This is a genomic window from Waddlia chondrophila WSU 86-1044 (assembly GCF_000092785.1).
Classification (GTDB): Bacteria; Chlamydiota; Chlamydiia; order Chlamydiales; family Waddliaceae; genus Waddlia; species Waddlia chondrophila.
This window is the reverse complement of the sequence record NC_014225.1, coordinates 297,358-318,136: the sequence shown is the minus strand read 5'-3', so window position 1 is coordinate 318,136 and position 20,779 is coordinate 297,358. Positions and strand designations below refer to the sequence as shown.

Annotated in this window: 18 protein-coding genes; 7 read left to right on the top strand and 11 right to left on the bottom strand. The window is 46.1% G+C overall.

Translation table 11 applies throughout. The features are described 5' to 3' along the window. The first annotated feature begins 73 nt into the window (after nucleotides 1–73). Nucleotides 74–529, top strand: coding sequence for a thioredoxin-dependent thiol peroxidase (gene bcp / locus WCW_RS01340; protein ID WP_013181385.1), 456 nt, complete (start codon nucleotides 74–76; stop codon nucleotides 527–529). Further along, nucleotides 522–1,637: a 2OG-Fe(II) oxygenase family protein gene (locus WCW_RS01335; RefSeq protein WP_013181384.1), complete on the top strand. Its 1,116-nt coding sequence runs from the start codon at nucleotides 522–524 to the stop codon at nucleotides 1,635–1,637. The genes bcp and WCW_RS01335 overlap by 8 nt, the downstream gene beginning before the upstream one ends. Here WCW_RS01335 and WCW_RS01330 read toward each other — a convergent pair. The 3 genes from WCW_RS01330 to WCW_RS01325 are packed head-to-tail and all read right to left on the bottom strand — an operon-like array spanning nucleotide 1,606 to nucleotide 3,265. Continuing rightward, nucleotides 1,606–2,286 (bottom strand): sulfite exporter TauE/SafE family protein, encoded by a 681-nt coding sequence (locus tag WCW_RS01330; protein WP_013181383.1) that lies wholly within the window; start codon nucleotides 2,284–2,286, stop codon nucleotides 1,606–1,608. The two genes, WCW_RS01335 and WCW_RS01330, sit on opposite strands and share 32 nt — an antisense overlap. Then, the gene (locus WCW_RS10225) at nucleotides 2,283–2,447 is read right to left on the bottom strand and encodes a hypothetical protein (protein WP_013181382.1); all 165 of its coding nucleotides are present in this window, start codon (nucleotides 2,445–2,447) and stop codon (nucleotides 2,283–2,285) included. The genes WCW_RS01330 and WCW_RS10225 overlap by 4 nt, the downstream gene beginning before the upstream one ends. After that, nucleotides 2,444–3,265 carry a substrate-binding periplasmic protein gene (locus WCW_RS01325; protein WP_013181381.1) on the bottom strand — a complete coding sequence of 274 codons (822 nt, stop codon included), beginning with the start codon at nucleotides 3,263–3,265 and terminating at the stop codon, nucleotides 2,444–2,446. The genes WCW_RS10225 and WCW_RS01325 overlap by 4 nt, the downstream gene beginning before the upstream one ends. 344 nt (nucleotides 3,266–3,609) lie before the next feature. Between WCW_RS01325 and dnaA the strand changes: the two genes are divergently transcribed. After that, entirely contained in the window at nucleotides 3,610–4,962 is a 1,353-nt protein-coding gene (gene dnaA, locus WCW_RS01320) for a chromosomal replication initiator protein DnaA (protein WP_013181380.1), read from the top strand. On the opposite strand, the gene bshA is transcribed toward dnaA, so the two are convergent. The 6 genes from bshA to WCW_RS01290 all read right to left on the bottom strand — a co-directional run bounded on the left by bshA (nucleotide 4,959) and on the right by WCW_RS01290 (nucleotide 14,042). After that, a complete protein-coding gene (bshA, locus tag WCW_RS01315) occupies nucleotides 4,959–6,074 on the bottom strand; it encodes an N-acetyl-alpha-D-glucosaminyl L-malate synthase BshA (protein ID WP_041941457.1) in 1,116 nt (371 codons plus the stop codon). The genes dnaA and bshA overlap by 4 nt on opposite strands. Next, nucleotides 6,071–6,754, bottom strand: a complete 684-nt coding sequence (locus WCW_RS09640; protein ID WP_013181378.1) for a PIG-L family deacetylase — start codon at nucleotides 6,752–6,754, stop codon at nucleotides 6,071–6,073. The genes bshA and WCW_RS09640 overlap by 4 nt, the downstream gene beginning before the upstream one ends. A 2-nt stretch (nucleotides 6,755–6,756) precedes the next feature. After that, the gene (locus WCW_RS01305; protein ID WP_013181377.1) at nucleotides 6,757–7,455 is read right to left on the bottom strand and encodes a ComF family protein; all 699 of its coding nucleotides are present in this window, start codon (nucleotides 7,453–7,455) and stop codon (nucleotides 6,757–6,759) included. A gap of 18 nt (nucleotides 7,456–7,473) precedes the next feature. Further along, a complete protein-coding gene (locus WCW_RS01300) occupies nucleotides 7,474–7,986 on the bottom strand; it encodes an HdeD family acid-resistance protein (protein ID WP_013181376.1) in 513 nt (170 codons plus the stop codon). Nucleotides 7,987–8,047: 61 nt separating this feature from the next. Beyond that, the gene (locus WCW_RS01295; RefSeq protein WP_013181375.1) at nucleotides 8,048–8,614 is read right to left on the bottom strand and encodes a hypothetical protein; all 567 of its coding nucleotides are present in this window, start codon (nucleotides 8,612–8,614) and stop codon (nucleotides 8,048–8,050) included. A 208-nt stretch (nucleotides 8,615–8,822) separates the two neighbouring features. Beyond that, nucleotides 8,823–14,042 carry an AsmA family protein gene (locus WCW_RS01290; protein ID WP_013181374.1) on the bottom strand — a complete coding sequence of 1,740 codons (5,220 nt, stop codon included), beginning with the start codon at nucleotides 14,040–14,042 and terminating at the stop codon, nucleotides 8,823–8,825. Between the two features lie 164 nt (nucleotides 14,043–14,206). Here WCW_RS01290 and WCW_RS01285 point away from each other — a divergent pair, with 164 nt between their 5' ends. The 4 genes from WCW_RS01285 to nqrE are packed head-to-tail and all read left to right on the top strand — an operon-like array spanning nucleotide 14,207 to nucleotide 18,041. After that, a complete protein-coding gene (locus tag WCW_RS01285; RefSeq protein WP_013181373.1) occupies nucleotides 14,207–15,748 on the top strand; it encodes a Na(+)-transporting NADH-quinone reductase subunit B in 1,542 nt (513 codons plus the stop codon). Beyond that, entirely contained in the window at nucleotides 15,723–16,643 is a 921-nt protein-coding gene (locus WCW_RS01280) for a Na(+)-translocating NADH-quinone reductase subunit C (RefSeq protein ID WP_013181372.1), read from the top strand. The genes WCW_RS01285 and WCW_RS01280 overlap by 26 nt, the downstream gene beginning before the upstream one ends. Next, the gene (nqrD, locus tag WCW_RS01275; protein WP_013181371.1) at nucleotides 16,644–17,279 is read left to right on the top strand and encodes an NADH:ubiquinone reductase (Na(+)-transporting) subunit D; all 636 of its coding nucleotides are present in this window, start codon (nucleotides 16,644–16,646) and stop codon (nucleotides 17,277–17,279) included. Nucleotides 17,280–17,297: 18 nt separating this feature from the next. After that, complete coding sequence (gene nqrE / locus WCW_RS01270; RefSeq protein ID WP_013181370.1) at nucleotides 17,298–18,041, top strand: NADH:ubiquinone reductase (Na(+)-transporting) subunit E; 744 nt, start codon at nucleotides 17,298–17,300, stop codon at nucleotides 18,039–18,041. On the opposite strand, the gene gcvPB is transcribed toward nqrE, so the two are convergent. Together gcvPB and gcvPA are read right to left on the bottom strand one after the other, a co-directional pair. Continuing rightward, complete coding sequence (gcvPB, locus tag WCW_RS01265) at nucleotides 18,013–19,449, bottom strand: aminomethyl-transferring glycine dehydrogenase subunit GcvPB (RefSeq protein ID WP_013181369.1); 1,437 nt, start codon at nucleotides 19,447–19,449, stop codon at nucleotides 18,013–18,015. The two genes, nqrE and gcvPB, sit on opposite strands and share 29 nt — an antisense overlap. After that, nucleotides 19,442–20,779, bottom strand: a complete 1,338-nt coding sequence (gene gcvPA, locus WCW_RS01260) for an aminomethyl-transferring glycine dehydrogenase subunit GcvPA (protein ID WP_013181368.1) — start codon at nucleotides 20,777–20,779, stop codon at nucleotides 19,442–19,444. Before gcvPA ends, gcvPB begins: the two co-directional genes overlap by 8 nt.

Here is a 20,779-nt window from a genome sequence, read left to right as displayed (position 1 = left end):
CCATCTTTCTTCAGTTTGCCTTCGAAGAAGAGTAGAAAACATCTGAACCAACAGCAATTGATGGGATAGGTTTATGGAAGCACCGGATTTTACGCTGAAAAACCAAAATAACGATTCGGTTTCTCTGAAAGCCTTCAGAGGAAAATGGATCCTTCTTTATTTTTATCCAAAAGACAACACTCCCGGATGCACAACTGAAGCGTGCGACTTTAGCCGACTCAAAAAAAATTTCGAAGATTTGAATGTAAAAATATTAGGGGTTAGCCCCGATAGCGTCTCATCTCATCAAACATTTATCGCTCAGAAAAATCTGCTGATTGACCTTCTTAGCGATCCGGAAAAAACGAGCATCCAATCTTATGGCGCTTGGGGAAAAAAAAACAATTACGGCAAAGTGTATGAAGGATTGATTAGAAGCACATTCCTTATCGATCCCGAAGGAAAAATCGCTGCGTCCTTTAAAAATGTCCGAGCAACAGGGCATGCGGAAAGAGTTTTGAAGAAGCTTCAGGAGCTTCAACATGAATAATTACCATACACCGGGAGGTGGTCCTCCACCTGGCCCCAATTCCTATAAAAAAGGGCTGGGGTTTATCCGCAATAGCATACAGCGCGCAATTCACGACCCAATTTTTGAAATGGTCAAAATCATGCCGAAATTTTCTCGGATTGTCGCCCCGCAAACTAGAAAAATTCCGGAAAACGCCACAATCCCTCTGATCAACCTGGACCATCTTTCAGAGTTGAAGGGAGAGGCAAGAAAACAGCTTGTCAAACAATATGGCGACGGATTAAGGCAAGAAGGTTTCGTCGGCATCCACGCTCAGCAGCTTAACCATCTGATCGAACAAGTTTACCGGGAGATGAAAGAATACTACCATCAAACATTCGATCAAAAAATTCTCGACTGGCAAGGCTACTTGGGCATGCAAGGCTATTTTCATCAAGGATTGGAATTTGCGCCCAATGCAAAGCAAGCAGACATTAAAGAATCCTATTACGTTCCTCTCGGTCATGATCGATGGCCCGCGAGGACATCACCCTCTTTTGCCCGTACAATCAGCGACTATCAGTCATATATGTTTGAGTACACCAAAAGTTTAATGAAAGTCCTCTATGAATATTTAGGCCGTTCCCATGCAGAAGTCGACCAATCATTAAGTCCGCGAGACAGCCTGCTCCGCCTAACGCACTACCCGACTCTCAAGCCAACGGATCACGCAGAGGCGCTTTGGGCAGCCCCTCATAAAGACAGCAACGCACTCACGATCATGCCTCCGGGATCAATTCCCGGCTTAGAAGTGCTGACACCTCAAGGAAATTGGAAGCCAATCATTGTCCCTCATGGCTACATCATCGTCTCCATTGGTATGCAGACTGAGCACAAAACCGCTGGACTGATTAAAGCACGCGTCCATCGCGTGATTAATCCAGGAGGACGGCTAACTCTCGCTGAAAGATATTCCACTTCATTCTATGGGCATTATTTCCCCGATCATTCCCTAAAGCCTTTTGATCAATGCCTGGAAGTAGTCACCCATGAAATGCCCCCTAATCGAAAAGCCTCATTTCTCAAACAATATCCGGATATCCCGGCAAAGGAAATCAATAAAGAGCTATATGATACTTTTCGTTAAGAATGAAATGCGGAATCCAGGCAAACTCTGCAACTCCTCTCAAAACAGCCAATAATCCAACAATCATTGCGCACCCCCCCAACACCCGATTCCCTATCCCTTTCCATTTGCCAAACACACGCGATGCGTGCATCGCAAGCCAAAGAGAAGGAGTCGTCAATAATCCGAAAGCAAACCCATTCAACAGACCTGCCGACCCGCTCTGAGACAAAGCACACGCGGAATAAACCACTAATGTTTGCCCGCAAGGCAGCAAAATGGTTGCAAAGCCAAACAAAGCAGTTGAAAAAAAGGAATCCTTTAACAAAAGCAGAGAAAGGGAATGGTTAATCTGAGCAAGGCGGCTTCCAAGCCATCGGTTCCCAGGAATTTCTCTTCCTATCAAGATAGTCAACCCTATACAGGCCATCGCAAAGCCAAATCCAATGCTGACCAATGCCGAAAGATTGTACTCCTTCAGCCAGATGTGAAAAACTGCGCCCAATTCACCAGCTGCAAGACCAGCAAAGGAAAAAGATAGCAGACGCCCCAGAAAGTACGCGTAACGGAAGCGGTGTTTTCCAAGGAATGCAACAATCGGCCCACACATCCCCAGGCAATGCAAATTACCTAGAAGATACACTGGGAGCATGGTAAACAGAAGGCTCATCGAACTGCTGTTTCTTCAAAACGCACTTTATTGATCTTTGCCATCGATAAAAGCGAGGCTTTCGATTCTCTGGAAAAACTCACAATAGCCACGAAAACAATCACTCCTATAAAGAGGCAAAAAACAGCAATTGTGAAACATTGAAAAAACGTCAACTTCATGATGTATGATCCGGTAGTTCCTGGACAAGTTCCGTATGAATCAATTCCCACTTATCAAGAAGCTCGCCATAACGGCCGCTTTCCTGAAGGCGATGCAACCCTTCATTAAATTGACTAATCAAGAGATGGAAATTGGGCTGATTACGTGTTAACAATCTTAACCCTCTATCGGTTAAAGGTGAAGTAGCGATTTTCAAGCGCCCTGAATAAAAACCTCCCGTAAAGACATAAGCACGTAAGACATCCATAATGACTGCATCGATCACATTCGCATTAAGCCTTTCCAGGGCAGTAGAAGACGAATCATAAGGGATCATGACAACTTTAGGAGGTTCGGAAAGATCAAATGTCTGCAAAGCTCCACTTTCAATGCCCAAAATTTTTCCATTCAAGTCCTCTAACGAAGCGATCTTTGAATTTTCCCGAACAATCAGCACAGGCCCCAATCGATAGAACGGATCGGAAAACAGATACTTCTTCCGGTTGACCGGATTTGGCTCAAGCGTTGAGAACACCCCTTCATAGCGGCCAGTATCAAGACCATCGTAGAGCCCATTGCGTCCCACTTCAAAGACCTGAACCCTAAACCCTTGCATATCTGCAATTTCCTGGATTAGGTCGTTGGCGAAACCAACCATGTTCTTCTCTTTGCCGCGAAGATCGGCAGGATACCATGTACTGTCACGCGCAATGTAGTAAATGGGAACGGTAGGAGTATAGCCTCCGGAAAAAACACGCAGGATCAACCAAATAAGAGCAACCGCAACAAACAACCCGGAGGTAATTGAGATCACAAGTTTTCGATTAATACTGCTCATGGAAGCACTATACCCTATATACCGGAACGACTTCAAGTTCTTGAAGCCGTTCCGGTATATAACATTTTGATAAGCAATTTTTTATACATTAAAATCACCCCCTAATTTTTAGATAAACCATTAAATATCAAATACTTTATAATTTTCCTTTTATTTCAGAATAAATAATATTTTTTTAAAAACCTCCTCGATTTCTGAAACTCAGCGAGTTATCGAACGGATTTTTTTTTTGGGGACAAAGTGCTTGCAGGCTATCGATTCATCATGATAAATTTTCCCGTTGGAATAGCCTCAGAACAGGCTGTGGAAACGTTGTTCATAACTTACATTAAGGCTCGAAATACATGGCAATTTGCACCCCTTGCGACACATCAGACCAATGGACAAAATTTTTGGAATATATCCAAAAACAGTGCTCTGCCACTGCTTTCGGAAACTGGTTTGAACCGATTAAAGTCCTGGAATCCACCTCTGAAGGGATCTCTCTTGAAATTCCTAACATCTTTGTCAAAGAATATCTTTTAACCAACTACAAGAAGGAACTTTGCGCCTTCTTGCCCGTGAACTCTAAGGGAGAACCCGAAATCCATTTCGTCGTTTCCCGGCGCTCTGCAAAAAAGGCTGCCTTCGAGGCTATTCCCGCTTCTTCTTCCAAAGCTGAGCAGTTTAAAAACCATGACGTCAAGTTAAACCACAACTACCGGTTTGAACTCTTTATCGAAGGGCCGGCCAACCAATTTGTCAAATCTGCGGCAATGGGTGTTGCTGCACGGCCCGGGCAATCCTACAATCCCTTGTTCATCCATGGGGGAGTCGGATTGGGAAAGACTCATATTCTCCACAGCATTGGCCATTACATCCACGAACGGAACAAGAAGCTGCGCGTTCAGTGCATCACAACTGAAGCTTTCATCAACGATCTTGTTGACAGTCTGCGCAACAAATCGGTCGACCAGTTGAAACGCTTCTATCGCTCTCAAGTCGATGTGCTGCTCGTGGACGATATTCAATTTCTGCAGAACCGATTAAATTTCGAAGAGGAATTTTGCAACACCTTTGAAACCTTAATCAACCAGAACAAACAGATCGTGATCACTAGCGATAAGCCTCCTAGCCAATTAAACCTTTCCGAGAGGATGGTTGCTCGAATGGAATGGGGCCTTGTCGCTCATTTAGGAGTTCCGGAACTTGAGACACGGGTGGCGATCCTCCAACACAAGGCACAGCAAAAGGGGCTCGACCTTCCCAACAACGTCGCATTCTTCATTGCCGAACACATCTACAATAACGTTCGTCAACTGGAAGGGGCCATCAACCGCCTAAGCGCCCATTGTAAACTTCTCAATTTGAATATCACAGAAGAGCTTGTTGAAACCACTCTGCGGGAAATGCTTCATCATGCTCCAAAATCAAAGATCTCTGTTGAACAAATCTTAAAAAGCGTCGCAGCCGTTTTCCAAGTTAGAGTAAGCGATCTAAGAGGAACTTCTCGTACTAAGGAGATTGCTTTGCCAAGACAAGTCGCCATGTACCTGGCATGTAAAATGATCAACGGTACCCTTCAGACCTTAAGCGATTCTTTCGGCAAGGCTCACTCCACCATTTTGCATGCGTGCAAATCGATTGAGAAAAAAGTTGCTGAAAACGACACCCTACGCCGCCAAATCAACATGGTTGAACGCAACATCAATGCTTAACCAATCATCTTAGTATATAAAGAGAGGTATTTGGGATAAATTTCCGAGATGCAAAATTTTTCCCTGGCACGAAGCCGGCAGAGCCGGCTTATCCTTTGATAAAGTTTGGGGTCGGATAGCAAATTAATTGCGAAATTGCTCATCGTTTCAATATCTCCTACGGGCGTTAAAAAACCGGAGACCCCATGTTCAATAAGTTCCGGAAGGCCTCCCACTTGAGTAGCGATCACAGGAACGCCATAAGACATCGCCTCCAAAGCTGCAAGCCCAAAGCTCTCCTGAGAACTCGGCAAAAGAAATAGATCCGAGCTGGCAACATAAGGATCGATATTCCTCTCTTTTCCCTTGAAAAACACGTCGTCTTCGATCCCTAATTCCTTCACTTGATGCCGGACAACCTCGATCCCCTCTCCAGTTCCCATCAGCAGTAATTTTGCCGGGATTTTCTCTTTGATCCGATGAAACACACGCACAACATCCTCGGGACGTTTGACTCTGCGAAAATTCGAGGCGTGGATGATCAATTTTTCCCCTTTTGAGACATAATGCTCCCGAACCGATTGGTCTTCCAAACACTTACGCTTAGGAATGAAAAAATTGTGGATCACTTCAATAGGGCGTTCGATCCCGAACCACTCCACAGTATCCCGGCGCAAACTTTCGGAAACAGATGTCACGGCATCACTATGCTCAATGCTGTATTTCACAATTTCAAAATAAGCGGGATCTCTGCCAACCAGTGTGATATCGGTACCGTGCAGCGTCGTGATTACCTTGGGACTTTCTCTTCCCATGATCTGCTTTGCGAGATACGCGCTTGTGGCGTGAGGAATTGCATAGTGAGCGTGGATAATATCAAGCGAATATTTTTTCGACACCGATGCAATCTTTACTGCTAAAGGAAGAGCGTAATCGGGGTATTTGAAAAGGTCATAGCGGTTGATTTCTACCTGATGAAAAAAAATATTTTTTTCGTCTATCCTTAAACGAAACGGCACTTCGTAAGTGATAAAATGGACTTGATGCCCTTTTGAGGCCAGCACATGGCCAAGTTCTGTCGCCACAACTCCGCTTCCTCCCATAGAAGGATAGCACACAATACCGATCTTCAAATCTCGCGCGCCCCTTTTGAGATCTCCATCACGTCATCTACGACAATCGGATTTCCCTTCACTAACCCTTGAGCATACTCAACATTGATCAAAACACCAAGTTTTGAGGCAATTCTTCGGTTCCATTCATCATAGGGAAACGTTTCCAATTGAGATTGATGGCAGCGAATCATCTGCATCCAAGTCCCAAAATAGGGAGAAACATCCACGATAAAATCGGCAGTATCGCAAGCCGGCGGCGGATAGTGAAGAATGCCATCCACCCAATGAACAGGCAGCTCTGGCAAAATATTGCGAAAGCGAGCGTAACGGCAAGCGTAACGCGCCATCAATCCCGCAGCCAGATGGTCGGGATGGTTTTGCTCCCCTCTCCACATGGGGGCAATCACTAGCTTAGGCTTGGCCTCCCTGAACAATCGGACAAGCTTTAAACGTCCTTCATAGCTGTCTGCCACCTCGCAATCTTCAAAATCAAGAAATACGCGCCGCGCGCCGATCACAGCTGCCGCCGCCTCTCCTTCTTTCCGCCTCGTTTCCGGCGTCCCGTGGCTCCCTTTCTGACCTAACGTGAAGTCCGCAATGCAGATCGATTTTCCCTGATCTGCCATTTTGGCCAAAATGGCCCCGCAAGCAAACTCTACATCGTCCGGATGAGCGCCTAAAGCTAAGATGTCTACCATTTTTATTCCATTTTCCGTGTCATTGTGATCGCATAGATCTTTTCAGGAGCTCCTGTATGCAAAGCAACTGAAGCTTGCGTGATCGTCTCCCCAGAATCATACCAATCATCAACCAACAACACAATCTTATCTCTAATATCTACACCCTTTTTTAAAGAAAATTTCGGCTTTTCAGTCTGATATGAGTCCCTTTTAAGAACATTGGAAAAAGGACGCTGCAAATAGTTTCCCATCTCTTTAGCTAAAAGATTTGAAGGATGGTATCCCCGCTTCAGCCAACGGGAAAAACTTCCCGCAATCGGTACAATCAGATCCGGCGCCGGCCAGTTAAGGCGGATAAACTGAAGGTACATGTATCCGCTCAAGCTTTCTGACAAATCGATTTTTCCGGACCGAAACAGTCTGAGCAAATCGAAAGCCGGGCCGATCTCATCAAACGCAGCACAAAATCCTTTCACAAGCTGCGTCTGGCGGCGGCAATTCCTGCAAATGCTCCATTTTGGAGAAACCTCTTCCGATGTAAAACAATAACGGCATCGACTGGAAGGTTCGATGAGCTCAAGGAGAAGCAGGCAAGCGGGACAGAGAAGATTCTGTTCGTCAAGATTTTTTTCGCAATGAAGACAATGGGGAGGATAGAGCGCATTCCAACAAGCATAAAAAAGCTGTTTAGGCCAAATCGTCAAATTTTTGTTCTTCATCGGAAGAACTGTGACAGATTAGCTGTGCTTTTTCAAGGAAAAGGATAAGACCACCAACGACATTCCAAGAAATAACAGATAAATCCCAACGTAGAGTCCGATTACCCAACCAGCAGTTGTCGGCCATCCGCTATAAATCAATCCCGCTAAAATCAAAGAAAGGACTCCGCTAAACAACAGCCATTCCCATCCCTTCGCTAACGATCGAAACTGCAAAGAATTGACAATCTTCACGATACCGTCCAACGTTAAAAAGAAGATCATCAAAAAGGTCAAAGTTAACACGCCAGAAACGGGATAGGAAAGAAGTCCCCCTCCTGCAACAAGCGCTAAAATCCCTCCGATCAGAGCGAAGCCGCTTCTATTTGCGACTCCCCGAATAATTTGCGCAAGTCCAGCAGCAATCAATAAAACACCAAGAAAAAACTCAACACTCAGAGTCATCAAAAAAGGTTGGAAAATCGCAAAAATTCCAAGAATGACAAGAATAACCCCTTCAAAGAAAATTAAAAACCATTGATTTTCAGACATTTAAACCACCCTTTATAAAAGGCCGTCGCATGATGTGATGCAACGGCCTTCAAATTCAACATTAGTAATGACGGGACTTACGTGTTTGTGCATTGCTGATCGGAGTTTCGTCCGACTGAGACTGTGTTGCATGATTATAATGCGCGGCACTGCGATTGTTGATTGGGCATCCGCCTGTTGGACATCCGTCTGAAGGGCATCCTTCATCGGCAGGAGGATTATTGATGCATTCTGTTTTGTAATAAGTGTAAGGTTCATAGCAGCAACGCTCATCTGTTACCCAACGGTCTCGATAGCGAGTTTCACATGTGTAGTACGTTTCAGGAACTTGGCGGCAATACGTTTTCGTATAGTACTCAGGCTTGTAACGGACGCATTTTTTTCTCACTGTATAAGGCTCTTTTACACAACGTTTCGTACAATAAGTCTTCTTTTTGAATTTTGTCACTGGATAGGTACAGCGCATAGGTCCGCTGCGATATTCTCTGCATGGGTCCACTTCGCCCTCTTCGTAAATTCCGTTTCCATTAGCATCTAAATGTCTGACATAACGGTCATCGGCAGACAAACCTTTGACCGAAAGCATAGCAATACCTAAAGCAGCGAACATTAATATTTTTTTTGTCATCATAACCTCCCTCAAAATGGTTAATTTAACTTTTGTGCAGTCTCTATTCAATCATCGTAAAAGATCACGTGTCTCAAAATACTGGTCGATTAGTCCAATGAATAACTGAAAGAGCTTCTAGATATCAATAATTTTATTTAAAAAAACAAAAAAATAATTTTTAACATCTTATAATGATGCACTTAAGAATAGATATTTGTGTGAAATTCTACTGTTTCTGAATGGAATAGACAGGATTTTTCAGATCTCCCTGAATGTTGAATGTAAATAACTCAGCAAGCTTAAAAATGAGGTTGTACTGCTTCATTCTAACCTGGACGTTCAGCCCTCCATCAAAATCCACAGTAGACGAAGGGGAAGAAGCAAGATAAAATTTCGACAATTTAGCATCGCTGTACATCTCCTTGAACCGGGTCAAATAAATCCTTCCATCGTGAATTTCATATTCGATAGTACCTGAGACAGGCGTCAAAACAGCAGAGTCCAAACCAATCCTGGAAAGGATATCAGATGGAATTTGGAAAATGGTATCCTGAAGAAATTTTTTAGAGCGGTTGGTAAAATAGAGGCTGCCTCTTCCGATCATGGTACGGGAATCTGACAAATTGCCCTGTGTTTTTTCCAAAATCAATTCTTGAACCACCATTGGCTTTCGAGCTGTTGGACGGGGAAATCCTTCCTCTTGAAGCAAGCTCGGACGAAACTGGTTAACGATCATAAGCGGCATGGCAAAAGCCCATGTGCCCAGATCGGTTTTCAAAATATCGATGCGATCAGATGTCAAGACACCGCAACGATCATTAATCACAAGATCATTAATCCGAATAGCTGTAGGAGTGTATTCCAAATGCGCCTGAAGGGAGTCCAGCTGATACCCTTTAAGATGAAAATCGCTTCCTTTAAGCATCCCGACAAAATGCAGCTTATCACCATAATTTTCTGAATAATTTTTCAGAAAACGCCACTTCCCTTGCAGGCTATACCCTTCCCCTACTTGCCATGCGACGAATTTGTCAGCCATCTGCTCCGGAAAAAATTCCTTGGCTTTCTGCCCGTGGATACCAACTGTTCCCACAAGAAATAGCGCTTCTTTTGACGGCGCCTGCGTTGGATCTTTCTCTAATTCCATCTGCAACCCTTGATAAGAGCCTTCGATGTGTGTAAAGCAGATCCCTGTCTCGCTATTGTTTTCCCAATCGAAGTATAACGCTTCTTTCGGCCTCTGCTGGCTCACTTTTTCAGGATCTTGATCGGTCAACACAAGCTCTCCATAAGCTAAAGAAGGAGAAGAGGAGCGTGCATAGAGCCAAACATCTCTGCCGGCAAGCCGATACCCTGAAACCACCGAAAACTCGAAAGGATCGTAATCCATCACAAATCCGGAAATCTTGTGCGCAGCATTGAGGAAATTATAGATGCCATCTTCAAGCGTGAGCTTCATCGCTGTATAAGGGGGAGTCAGTTCATACTGCATCACTCCCTTCAACACCCCTTCCTGCTTGCAACTGCAAATGATTTCAGCCATGACCGGTGTTACGAAATTAGGGAAACTCCTTTCTAACTGCGCCGAGAAACGGGGCAGCCGGTCAGCAGGAACTGCAAACGCCAATTCGTCAAACAACACCTCACCGGTAGAAAAATCGTATTGGATCTTTTCTATATCCACTTGAGCCAAAACTTCAGTTGATGCCTTGTCAAGCATCTTTGTCCGCAGCTTCCGCATCGTCATCCCTTGACCAGAAATGTAGTGGCAAGAGATGTTATGCGCATCATCAAAACGGATCCCTTTGAGATCCCATTGTTCAAGCGCAACATCTAAGATCGCATCAAACTTCCACGGTACGCGGCTGCTCCCCCATTCCACAGAGAGATTTCCATACCCCGTGAGCTTCCCATGCGGATCATTTTCCCGCCTAAACTGTTCAATTTCGGCTGTGCCTGACACCTGAGCCAGGTCGATCTGCACTTCGTTGACGCGCGCATCCAATTTTTTTCGCGCAGGAATGAAATAACCATCGAAATTTAATGCCAAAATGTCTTGATCGCGAAACTGAAATCCCTCAATTTTCCACCTTTCTCCTTCAGGCATAAACTCTCCGGCGATGACCTTTTCATCCCATTGCAACTGGTCGACAATCCATTTCGATTGGCTTTTGCTTCCAGCCAACTTCATTTTTTTCGCAGTCAATTGATTCATCTCGATGCCGCTTCCATCAATGCGGTAAATCAAAGAATTAGACCTCAGATCATAATGAAGCTGAACATCCAAAGTTCCTGCAGGATTGTGCATCCATTGAATCTCTTTGCCCAACTGCTCCAAAGCGGAACCGCCACCCGAACAGCTAACGGCAAAGAGATCGTTAAATAACGCCTCTAGGTCGACTTGCATTCCAATTTGAAACTGATCAACAACTGTAGGGCTCTTCAGCCTCAAGAGAAAGCTGGAAGGATGGATATTTCCCAGATGCGTGAGATGGTGGTCAATATGGACGGCGATATAGGGGCGTTCATACGGATCCATCTCCTGCTGCGTCCTTCCGACAAAACGGATCAAGTCTCTATTTTGATCTCCCACCCAAAAATCGAAAGAAGAACGCCCCTCTTCTAAATCATCAACACTGAGATGATCACCATACAATCGATACCCAGTGAATTGATCATCGACGTAAATGTCGGCCTGCAAATGGGAAATTTCAAGCAGTCGATTGAGGTGATCGTATCCAAATTGCAACTGCAACCCCGATAATCCACCCCTTCCATACGGTCCGGACGCAACAAAAGCCTCCTGAATTTTCCCTTTTAAAACAGCTTCCACAGCATAGTCTTCGGGAGTAAAAGATAACTTAAAAAAAGCCCCTTCATCCTTTAATTCGAACTGGCCATCAACAGGAAGCTGAAGCAGCCAAAGATCCGGATGAAAACGCGCCAAAAGATCTTGAACATTTTTCAGCCCCCCCTTGACATTGCGTACTCTGATCTCTAAATCGAACACACCGTCATCAGGCTTGCCAAAATCAATATCAATCTCGCCTGCCATGCGCATTCCGCAACACTCGGCATCAATTTGTGCCAAGTGCATTTTCTCCCCTTCCACTGCGACTTGCATATCGACAGGAGTAAAAACAAGGCCGGTGTTCTTTTCTGTATAAACCGCCTGGCTAAGCGGAATCGATCCGAAATGAACGCCTTTTTTGAAGTCAAAATAGTGCACGCCCCGATCGATATGCTCTGCGTTTATCTCCATGAAGCGATTTCCCATCACAACATTTTGCGCTTCATACTCCACAGTCAGCACATTTTGATTGAATCCTCCAATAAAACTTCCTCTTCCGGACAACTGCATCTGGCTGCTGGAAAAAAGAAATGGAGCAACGAAGCGTTCAAGGTCGACCTCCTTTGCTTTAAACCAACCGTTCCTTAAGACCAAGCCCGCAATCCCAGTTTCTGCCCTGATCCAATTTGCTTCAAAAAGAACGGCAGGGGATGCGATAGGCGGAACGACTGTCTTCATCACTTCCGCGCCTACGTTGTCCCAATAGGAAGCTGCCAAATGATTGGCCGGCCAGCTCTTCCACAACTTTTCCGAGCTTTTTTCCAGATGGAAGCCGAAAGCAACCGTTTGCTCAGCCATCCTTGCCTCTCCCTTTACAGCCAATTTTTCATTTTTAAGAACGACTCCTGCCTTGATTTCAAGATCGTTCGAGGAAAAAGACTGCAAAAACGGCGAACGAAAATGCGCGGGCAAAAAAGGAGCGAGCCTTTCAGACGGCCCGGAAAAATACGCTTGAACAATCTTATCCTTTGCCGTCCAGTCAATGCCCACAGTCCCTTTAAGCCCGGCAAATTCGCCGCGCATTTCCGATTGCTGAATCACACCTTGGCGCACCTTTAATTCAGTCCTGACATCATTGAGGCAGCAGAGACTTCCCGAAAGCGTTTGAGAAACCAGGCAGCCGCCATCAATAAAAAAGTCGGCATCGATCGTCCTCAAAGGCTCTTCTTCCAATAGATGGATGGCAAGGCCGCCAGTCACCTTTTCTATGTTGGCGGACAGATCCAGCGAAGGAACGTCGACTTCCATTCCCTCGACTTTCAATTGCCGAATATCGAGATCCGTCAGCTGCCAGCCTACCATAGAGACCAACCCTTCCGCATCCAATAAGCCTTTTTGAATGTGAAATCCGTTCCAATCATCCGAGTAGCGCGCCAGCGCCTCCTGTACGAAAGCAAACTCGGCGGGACCGACATTTTCAACAAACAACTCAGCCTGATGTTCTTTCGGCCCCAGCTGCTCCGCAATGAATCTCACAGCAGCCTCCTTCCCTCCTTCGGAAAAAAGCCGAACAGCCAAATCTAAAGAGGCTTTCTGCTTATCCACTAGTTGAGCCTTTCCATCCAACGACAAACAAAAATCGCAGAGTTCATGAGAGCACTTGCCTCCCATATTGATCATGACAGCGCGCTCCGGTTCAAAATACAAACCTCCCGAGAGGTTGTCGATTTTCCAAAACGGCTCCCCTTTGCGCTGAAAAGCAAGCGAAGTTCCGCCAGTGAACTCAACCTTTCCTTCGAGCGAAGGCATCTCCCCCTTAATATGGCGCATGTGCAAATCCAGCACCGCTTCGCGCACTTCTCCTGTCGTTTTTGACTCCGGATGATCGAATCGCAAATCTGTCACGCTGGCTTTACCAATGGCATATGGTGCATGGGAGGAAGGCCAGGCCAACTCCACATTGCCGTCGATCATTCCCCTTTGGATCTCCCACCCTTTTAAAGGGCGCCCCAAAGCTTCGAATCCTCTAGCGACCTTTCCACACTCCACCTGGTAAAATGTCAAACCGGTAGACAAACCTTTAAAATCATCTTTGGTAAGGCTGAGACAAAACGCATTCCTCCCACGCACTTCTTCATCCAACCAGACAGAAAGCTCAAGATCCTGCCGGCTCCCGCCGCTGGAAGCTTGCAGCTCAAAAACCGCCGACTCGGCCTCCCCTCCCTTTGCAATCCATGAAACACGGCCATTTGAAATCTCACAGACAGTTTGCACATTCAACATCCAAATCGGCAGCCTGTTTGGCAAAAGATCTGCAAGAAGGGAGCTAAAATCCGCCGCCTGTTCATTAATGGCAATTTCGGAATCGCGCACCAGTATTTTGACAAAAAAATAGCCGCCTAGAGGATGCCATTCGAAGGCAACCTCCAGCTTATCAGCAGTCAAGGAGAGATTGCTGCGTTTGATCGCCAACGACCGGATCTCCCACAAACGTCCTTTCTTAGAGATTTTTTCAAACTCTAAAGGAACACCGAATTTGTTAAGTGTATACCGGTTAGCTGTATAGGTAAGCACATTCCCTAAAATCGCGTGCCGAAAAATCCCGGCAAAAGCCAGAAGAACAAGAGGGATGATTAATAAGAGTCTTTTTTTCATTTCAATCACATACGAAACTACTTCAAAAACAGCAATTCTGGCAAGAGATTGAACAGACTTCCTCTACTTTTCAATATTCCTGGAACTGAATTTTTTTCTTTGAGTTTTCCTACACATTTGATAGCCTAGCGTTTTAAGATAATGCACGATTGGACTTAGGAACAATGCTTAGAAAATTTATGGATTATCAGCTTTCTTTCGTTGAAAAGGGAAAGCCTTTGCATTTTTTACGGCCTCTGATAACAGCGGGAGACACCTTCTTTTACGAAGCTCCGATCAACACCAAAGAAGGGCCTCACATTCGAGACGCCATCGACATTAAACGCTGGATGATTATGGTTGTCATCGCCCTGATCCCCTGCATCTTATGGGCATTTTGGAATACGGGTCTCCAGGCCATTGTCTATTCCAGCGGAGATTTTAAGCTGATGGACAACTACCTGGCAGCTACAACCTCTTTCAGCGACTATTTTGCTTTTGTCGGCAAAGACAATTTGTGGATGAAAATTCTCGCGAAAGGCTTCTCTATCCTTTTTCCGGTGATCCTTATCTCCTATGCCGTTGGGGGCATGGTGGAAGCTCTTTTCGCGATTGTCAGAGGACACGAAATTTCAGAAGGTTTTCTAGTTACAGGAATCCTATACGCCTTGATCCTCCCTCCGACAATTCCCTGGTGGATGGTAGCTGTCGGCGTTGCGGTCGGAGTTGTTTTCGCCAAAGAGGTTTTCGGGGGTTCCGGAATGAACATCGTCAATCCAGCCCTTGCCTGCCGGGCGTTCCTATTCTTCTCCTATCCAGGAAAAATGTCGGGGAATGTCTGGGTAGGCAACAACCCTGCCACTGTGCGTGAAAGTCTTTTGAAAATGAATCAAGAGAGCGGACTCGGACCGCTTGACGGATATTCCCAGGCGACAAAACTGGCGCGCTTTAACGTCACTCCCGAAATCAAGCGCGTGCACGTCGATGCGATCGCCACCAATAACTTAGGCGACCAGGTCGGAACTTTCGAAACCATCAAAGCCCAATTTGCAAAATGGACCTCCGCAGCAGATCAAACAGCATCGCTAGGAGAATTAACCGGTGAGCAAATGCAAAATTTCGTCACCACTCCCCTTGCCGAAGGAGGGTTGGGGCTCTCCCCCGGTTATTACGAAGACGCCTATCACTTTGCGAGCTTGAATTACGGGTTTGGGCACAATGGAGACTGGAATCTTTTTTTTGGAGACCGTTTAGGAAGTATGGGCTCGACATCTGTCCTTTGCTGCCTTCTTGGAGCGTTATTCCTGATTTGGGTCGGAATTGCCTCATGGAGGACAATGGCCGGAATGTTTCTCGGCGCATTTCTGACCGCTTCCGCCTTTCAGCTTGCCTCCACTTACTTTGGCGCCGACTTCGGAGCTTGGACTCCTGCTCAATTTGGATTTCCGGCTTACAAGCACTTGATTTTAGGAGGACTGGCCTTTGGCGCCGTCTTCATGGCGACAGATCCAGTTTCTTCGCCGGACATGCACGCCGCTAAATGGATATATGGGCTGTTTTGCGGAGTGGTGACCGTCATGATCCGGGTCATCAACCCCGCCTTCCCAGAAGGAGTGATGCTGGCGATTTTGATGGGCAACGTGTTTGCCCCCCTTTTCGATTACTACGCTGCCATTTACTATAGAAAAAGGAGAGTACGCCGTGTCAGAACAGCAGCCGCAGCCTAAATCCGGGCCATCTGATCTACAGATCATCGGTTTCGTCGTCATTCTCAGTCTTGTGTGCGCCATCATCTTGGCAGTCATGGCAAGCGCTTTAAAAGTGCCGCAGGAAACGGCTCAGGAACTTGACCGCAGTCAGCAAATGATGATCGCCGCTAGAGTTTTCACGCACGAAGGCTATTTTCAGATTAAAAATGACAAGGGAGAGTATGTCCCTGCAAAATATGCGGGCAATGGCAAACTGGCCGCTTCTGAAGAAAAAGTCTATCCGACAAGACAGGAAATTCTAGATGTGTACCAGCATCGGTTCATTCCGGCCCTCGTCGATAACAAAGGAAACATAGAAACGTTTAAAGAAGCAGGGGTCGATCAGGAAAAGTATCTGGAGGACTACAAAAAATCGGGATACTACAAGCAACCTGAAAAATTGATCTACAAAATACTGCCCAACCCTGTTAACGAAAAAAATGAGGACGCCGCACCGATCGGGTATGTCATCCCCGTCAATGGCTTCGGTCTCTGGGATGCGATCTACGGATACCTGGCAGTCGAGACAGATGGGGCCACAGTGATCGGCATTTCCTGGTATGAGCAGAAAGAAACACCTGGCTTGGGAGCAAACATCGCTGAAGAAGGGTGGCAGAAGAATTTTTACGGTAAGAAAATTTTCCAGCCAGATTCCCAAGGGAAAATCAATCTGGAAAGCGCACCCGTTGGAATCACAGTTGTCAAAGGAGAGGTCAAAACCGTCCTTGCAGGATCTCCTAAAGAAAACGTTGCCGTAGATGGCATGCCAGGAGCGACTTTGACCGGGAATGGCGTGACAGATGCCTACCGCGACGTTCTCTCCGCTTACAGGCCATTCTTCATTAAAATTCACAATAAAACGGAGACGCAATAGATGTCTAAACCCACAGCAGTCAGCTATTTCAAAGAGCAGCTATGGCACAGCAACCAGATCCTCGTAGCGATTCTGGGAATTTGTTCTGCTCTGGGAATCACGAATCGATTATCGGTGGCGATCACCATGGGAGTGTCAGTCAGCTTAGTCACTGCCTGCTCTTCATTTTTTGTTTCCCTTCTGCGAAACGTTACACCAGACAGCGTGCGGATGATCACCCAGTTGGCAATCATCTCCGTTTTTGTGACTATCATCGACCAGTTTATGAAGGCTTATATGTTTCCTCTCTCTAAAGTGATGAGCGTCTTTGTGGGATTGATTATCACGAACTGTATCGTCATGGGAAGAGCGGAAAGCATGGCAAAAAATATCGAGCCGATTCCTGCGTTTATGGATGGACTTGGTGCAGGCGCCGGCTACATGTTGGTGATCTGTGCCGTTGGAGTGATCCGGGAGGTTTTCGGTTTCGGCCAATTGCTCGGCTATCAAGTCATTCCTCAAAGCTGGTACGCAACACCCGATGCGCCTTTCGGCTATGAGAATTTTTCTTTGATGGTCAGCCCGCCGGCCGCTTTTTTTATTATAGGGGGATTCATTTGGTTGTACAACATAGCCAGCGGCGAAAAACACTCGTAAAGGTAAGGGAATAATCATATGTGGATGGGAAATTACGAACCGATCAACCTTTTGGGGCTTTTGATCCAGTCAATCTTTATTGAAAATTTCATCTTCGCTAACTTCTTGGGCATGTGTACCTATTTGGCCTGCTCTTCGCGCATGAAGACTGCCAACGGGCTTGGAATCGCAGTTGTTTTCGTTCTGACAGTCGCCGGTGTGCTCAATTGGTTTGTTCACCGCTTTGTCACAGGAGCAGGCGCTTTATCCTGGCTCAGCGCTTTTGGAATAGACGCCTCAGGGATCAACTTAAACTTTCTTGAATTCCTTCTCTTTATTTCCGTCATTGCAGCATTTGTGCAAGTGATTGAAATTGTGATCGAAAAAGTCTCTCCGGCCCTCTACATGACATTAGGGGTGTACTTGCCTTTGATTACGGTCAACTGCGCAATTTTAGGAGCATGCCTGTTTGCGGTCACTAGAGACTACCCTTTCTTTCCCAACCTCGTTTATGTTTTCGGCGCAGGCGCAGGCTGGTGGCTGGCAATCGCTCTAATCGCAGCCATTCGGGAAAAACTCGCCGTATCTAACGTTGTGCCAGCCATTAAGGGAATGGGAATCACATTCATTGCCACAGGCTTGATTTCAATGTCTTTTTCAGGATTTACCGGAATTAAGCTTGCCGCCCCAACAGGCAGTGAATTTGATGGAGAGGCAAAAACCGCAGTGATCGAACAAGAGGCAACTCCTGTTGCTAGAGCGCATTCAGAATCGGCTCTTTAGCAGCTTTCACTTCATCTAAACGCGTCGAAGGGAGGCTATAAGGGGCATTTTTAACCAGATCGGGATCGGAATGGATCTCTTCGACGATTTTCTCTAAAATCTCAACAAAACGGTCCAAAGTAGCCAGCGACTCCGACTCGGTTGGCTCAATGAGCATGCACTCTTTCACAATCAAAGGGAAATAGATCGTGGGCGCGTGGCATCCATAGTCAAGCAGCCGTTTAGCAATATCAAGCGCTCTGACCCCTTTATCCAGATAATTGTCTGCTTGAATCACAAATTCATGCATGCAAGGCTGAGGATAAGGAACTGTGAACAAATCTCCAAGTTTTGCCTTGAGATAGTTAGCATTAAGCACTGCCATTTCTGCGATCTTGCGCAATCCATAAACTCCATGAAGCTTTATGTAAAGATAAGCGCGAAGATAAATGGCAAAATTTCCATAAAAAGAGGAGATTTTCCCAATCGATGTTTCATTGCTCCACTCAACGCAATACCGCTCCTCCTCTTTTTTTACACGAGGCACCGGCAAATAGGGTTCAAGCCGCTTTTTACACAAAACAGGGCCCGATCCAGGTCCGCCCCCGCCATGGGGAGTGGAAAACGTCTTGTGCAAATTAATATGCATCACGTCAAATCCCATATCCCCCGGGCGGACAATTCCCATCATCGGATTAAGGTTCGCCCCATCGTAGTAGAGAAGTCCTCCTGCCGCGTGCACAATCTCAGCAATCTGCATAATCACAGGACTAAAGAGCCCCAAGGTGTTGGGATTTGTCAGCATCAACCCTGCTGTTTTTTCGGAGCAGGCGCTTTTTAACTTCTCAAGATCGATATCTCCTTTCTCATCAGTAGGGATCGAAACGATCTTGAAACCAGCAGCCGCAGCCGTTGCAGGGTTGGTTCCATGCGCGCTATCAGGAATCAACAGCTCATAGCGATCCGTTTGCCCCTTTTCCCGATGGTAAGCAGCGATCATCCTAATACCGACAAACTCTCCTTGCGCCCCTGCATTCGGATTGAGAGAACCGCATTCCATGCCGCACAAATCGGAAAGGAAGGATAACGTTTCTTCAATTACCTGCAAATTGCCTTGAACAAGGGAATCGGGTGCCAGGGGATGCGTGCGCGTAAACCCCGGCAACGCTGCTGCCCATTCATTAACACGAGGATTTAGCTTCATCGTACAGCTGCCCAAAGGGTAAAAATGGGTATCAATCCCCATATTGCGGTGCGCCAAACCGGAATAATGACGCGTTAAGTCGATCTCAGAAACTTCAGGCAAAGAAAGCTGATCGCCCCTTAAATACTCTTTAGGGGGTTGGTAAACATCAAAAGCGTCCTCTGATTTGGGAAGGCTGAACGCTTTTTGATTTTTTTGCGATTTCTCAAAAATTGTCTTAATCACGTGCGACCACCTCGATAAAACGATCCAGCTGCGCTTTGCTTTTGATTTCCGTTGCGCAAATAAGAAGATGATTTTTCAGTTGAGGGTAATAGCGCTCCAAAACAAGGCCGGGAACAATTCTTTCTTCCAAACACCGCTCCATCAACTTTTCTAAAGGCTTCTCTATTTTGATCACAAATTCATTCAAATGCGGAGCGTTGGAAAAGCTAAAAATGCCCGGTAATGCAGTTAATTTTTCCTTTAAATAAGCGCTTCTCTGATAATTTGCCAAAGCTAATTCTTTAACCCCTTGCCGTCCATACCATAACACGCCAAGCAAGGTCGCTAAAGCTGCCAAAGCTTGATTCGAACAGATATTCGATGTTGCTTTCTCCCTTCGAATGTGCTGTTCCCGTGCTTGGAGCGTGAGGACAAATCCCCTTCTCCCTTCCGTATCGACAGTTTCACCGACAATACGTCCCGGCATTTGCCTGATAAGGTTTTGTTTGCAAGCCATGTAGCCGACATAAGGTCCGCCGAATTGCAAAGGAAGTCCAAATGGCTGCATATCCCCTACTGCAATATCAGCGCCTAGTTCATCCGCCGATTGGTAGAGCCCAAAACTAAGCGGATTAGCGCAAAGAATCATCAAAGCGCCGCTTTCTTTGATGATGCGGGACACTTCCTTCAAGGAGTCAATGACGCCGAAGAAATTGGGAGTTTGCAAAAGAACAGAGATCGTTTGATCGTCCAACGCACCCGATAAAAATTCTTTGTCCAGCGTACCGTCCGAAAGAAAGGGAATCTCAACCAAGTCGATATTCTGACTGCCCAAATACTGGTCAACAACAGCGCGATAATGGGGATGCAAGCTCGCCGCTATCAGCACTTTGTTCCGCTTCTTTTGGGCGCGGGCCGTCATCAAGACAGCCTCGGCACAAGCGCTCGCTCCATCATAGACCGATGCATTGGCAGCATCGAGGCCAGTCAATGCGCAGACAGCAGATTGAAATTCGAAAATCGTCTGCAACATCCCTTGAGACGCCTCAGGTTGATAAGGGGTATAGGCAGTTAAAAATTCAGATTTTTGACAAATCGCGGATAGATATGCAGGGGTATGGTGTTCGTAAGCTCCAGCTCCAAGATAGTGGTCATATTCAGGAAATTTGTTTTTAGCGGCAAGAGATTCTAAATGGCGCATCCCTTCGTATTCAGAAAGTCCATCATCTCGCGTCGGGGACCTAAGTTGAATTGCCTCGGGAATGGCGCTGAACAATGATCCAATCGATTCAACACCGATCGTGCGCAGCATATGCCTTGCCTGCTCATCTGTATTGGAAACAAAATCCAT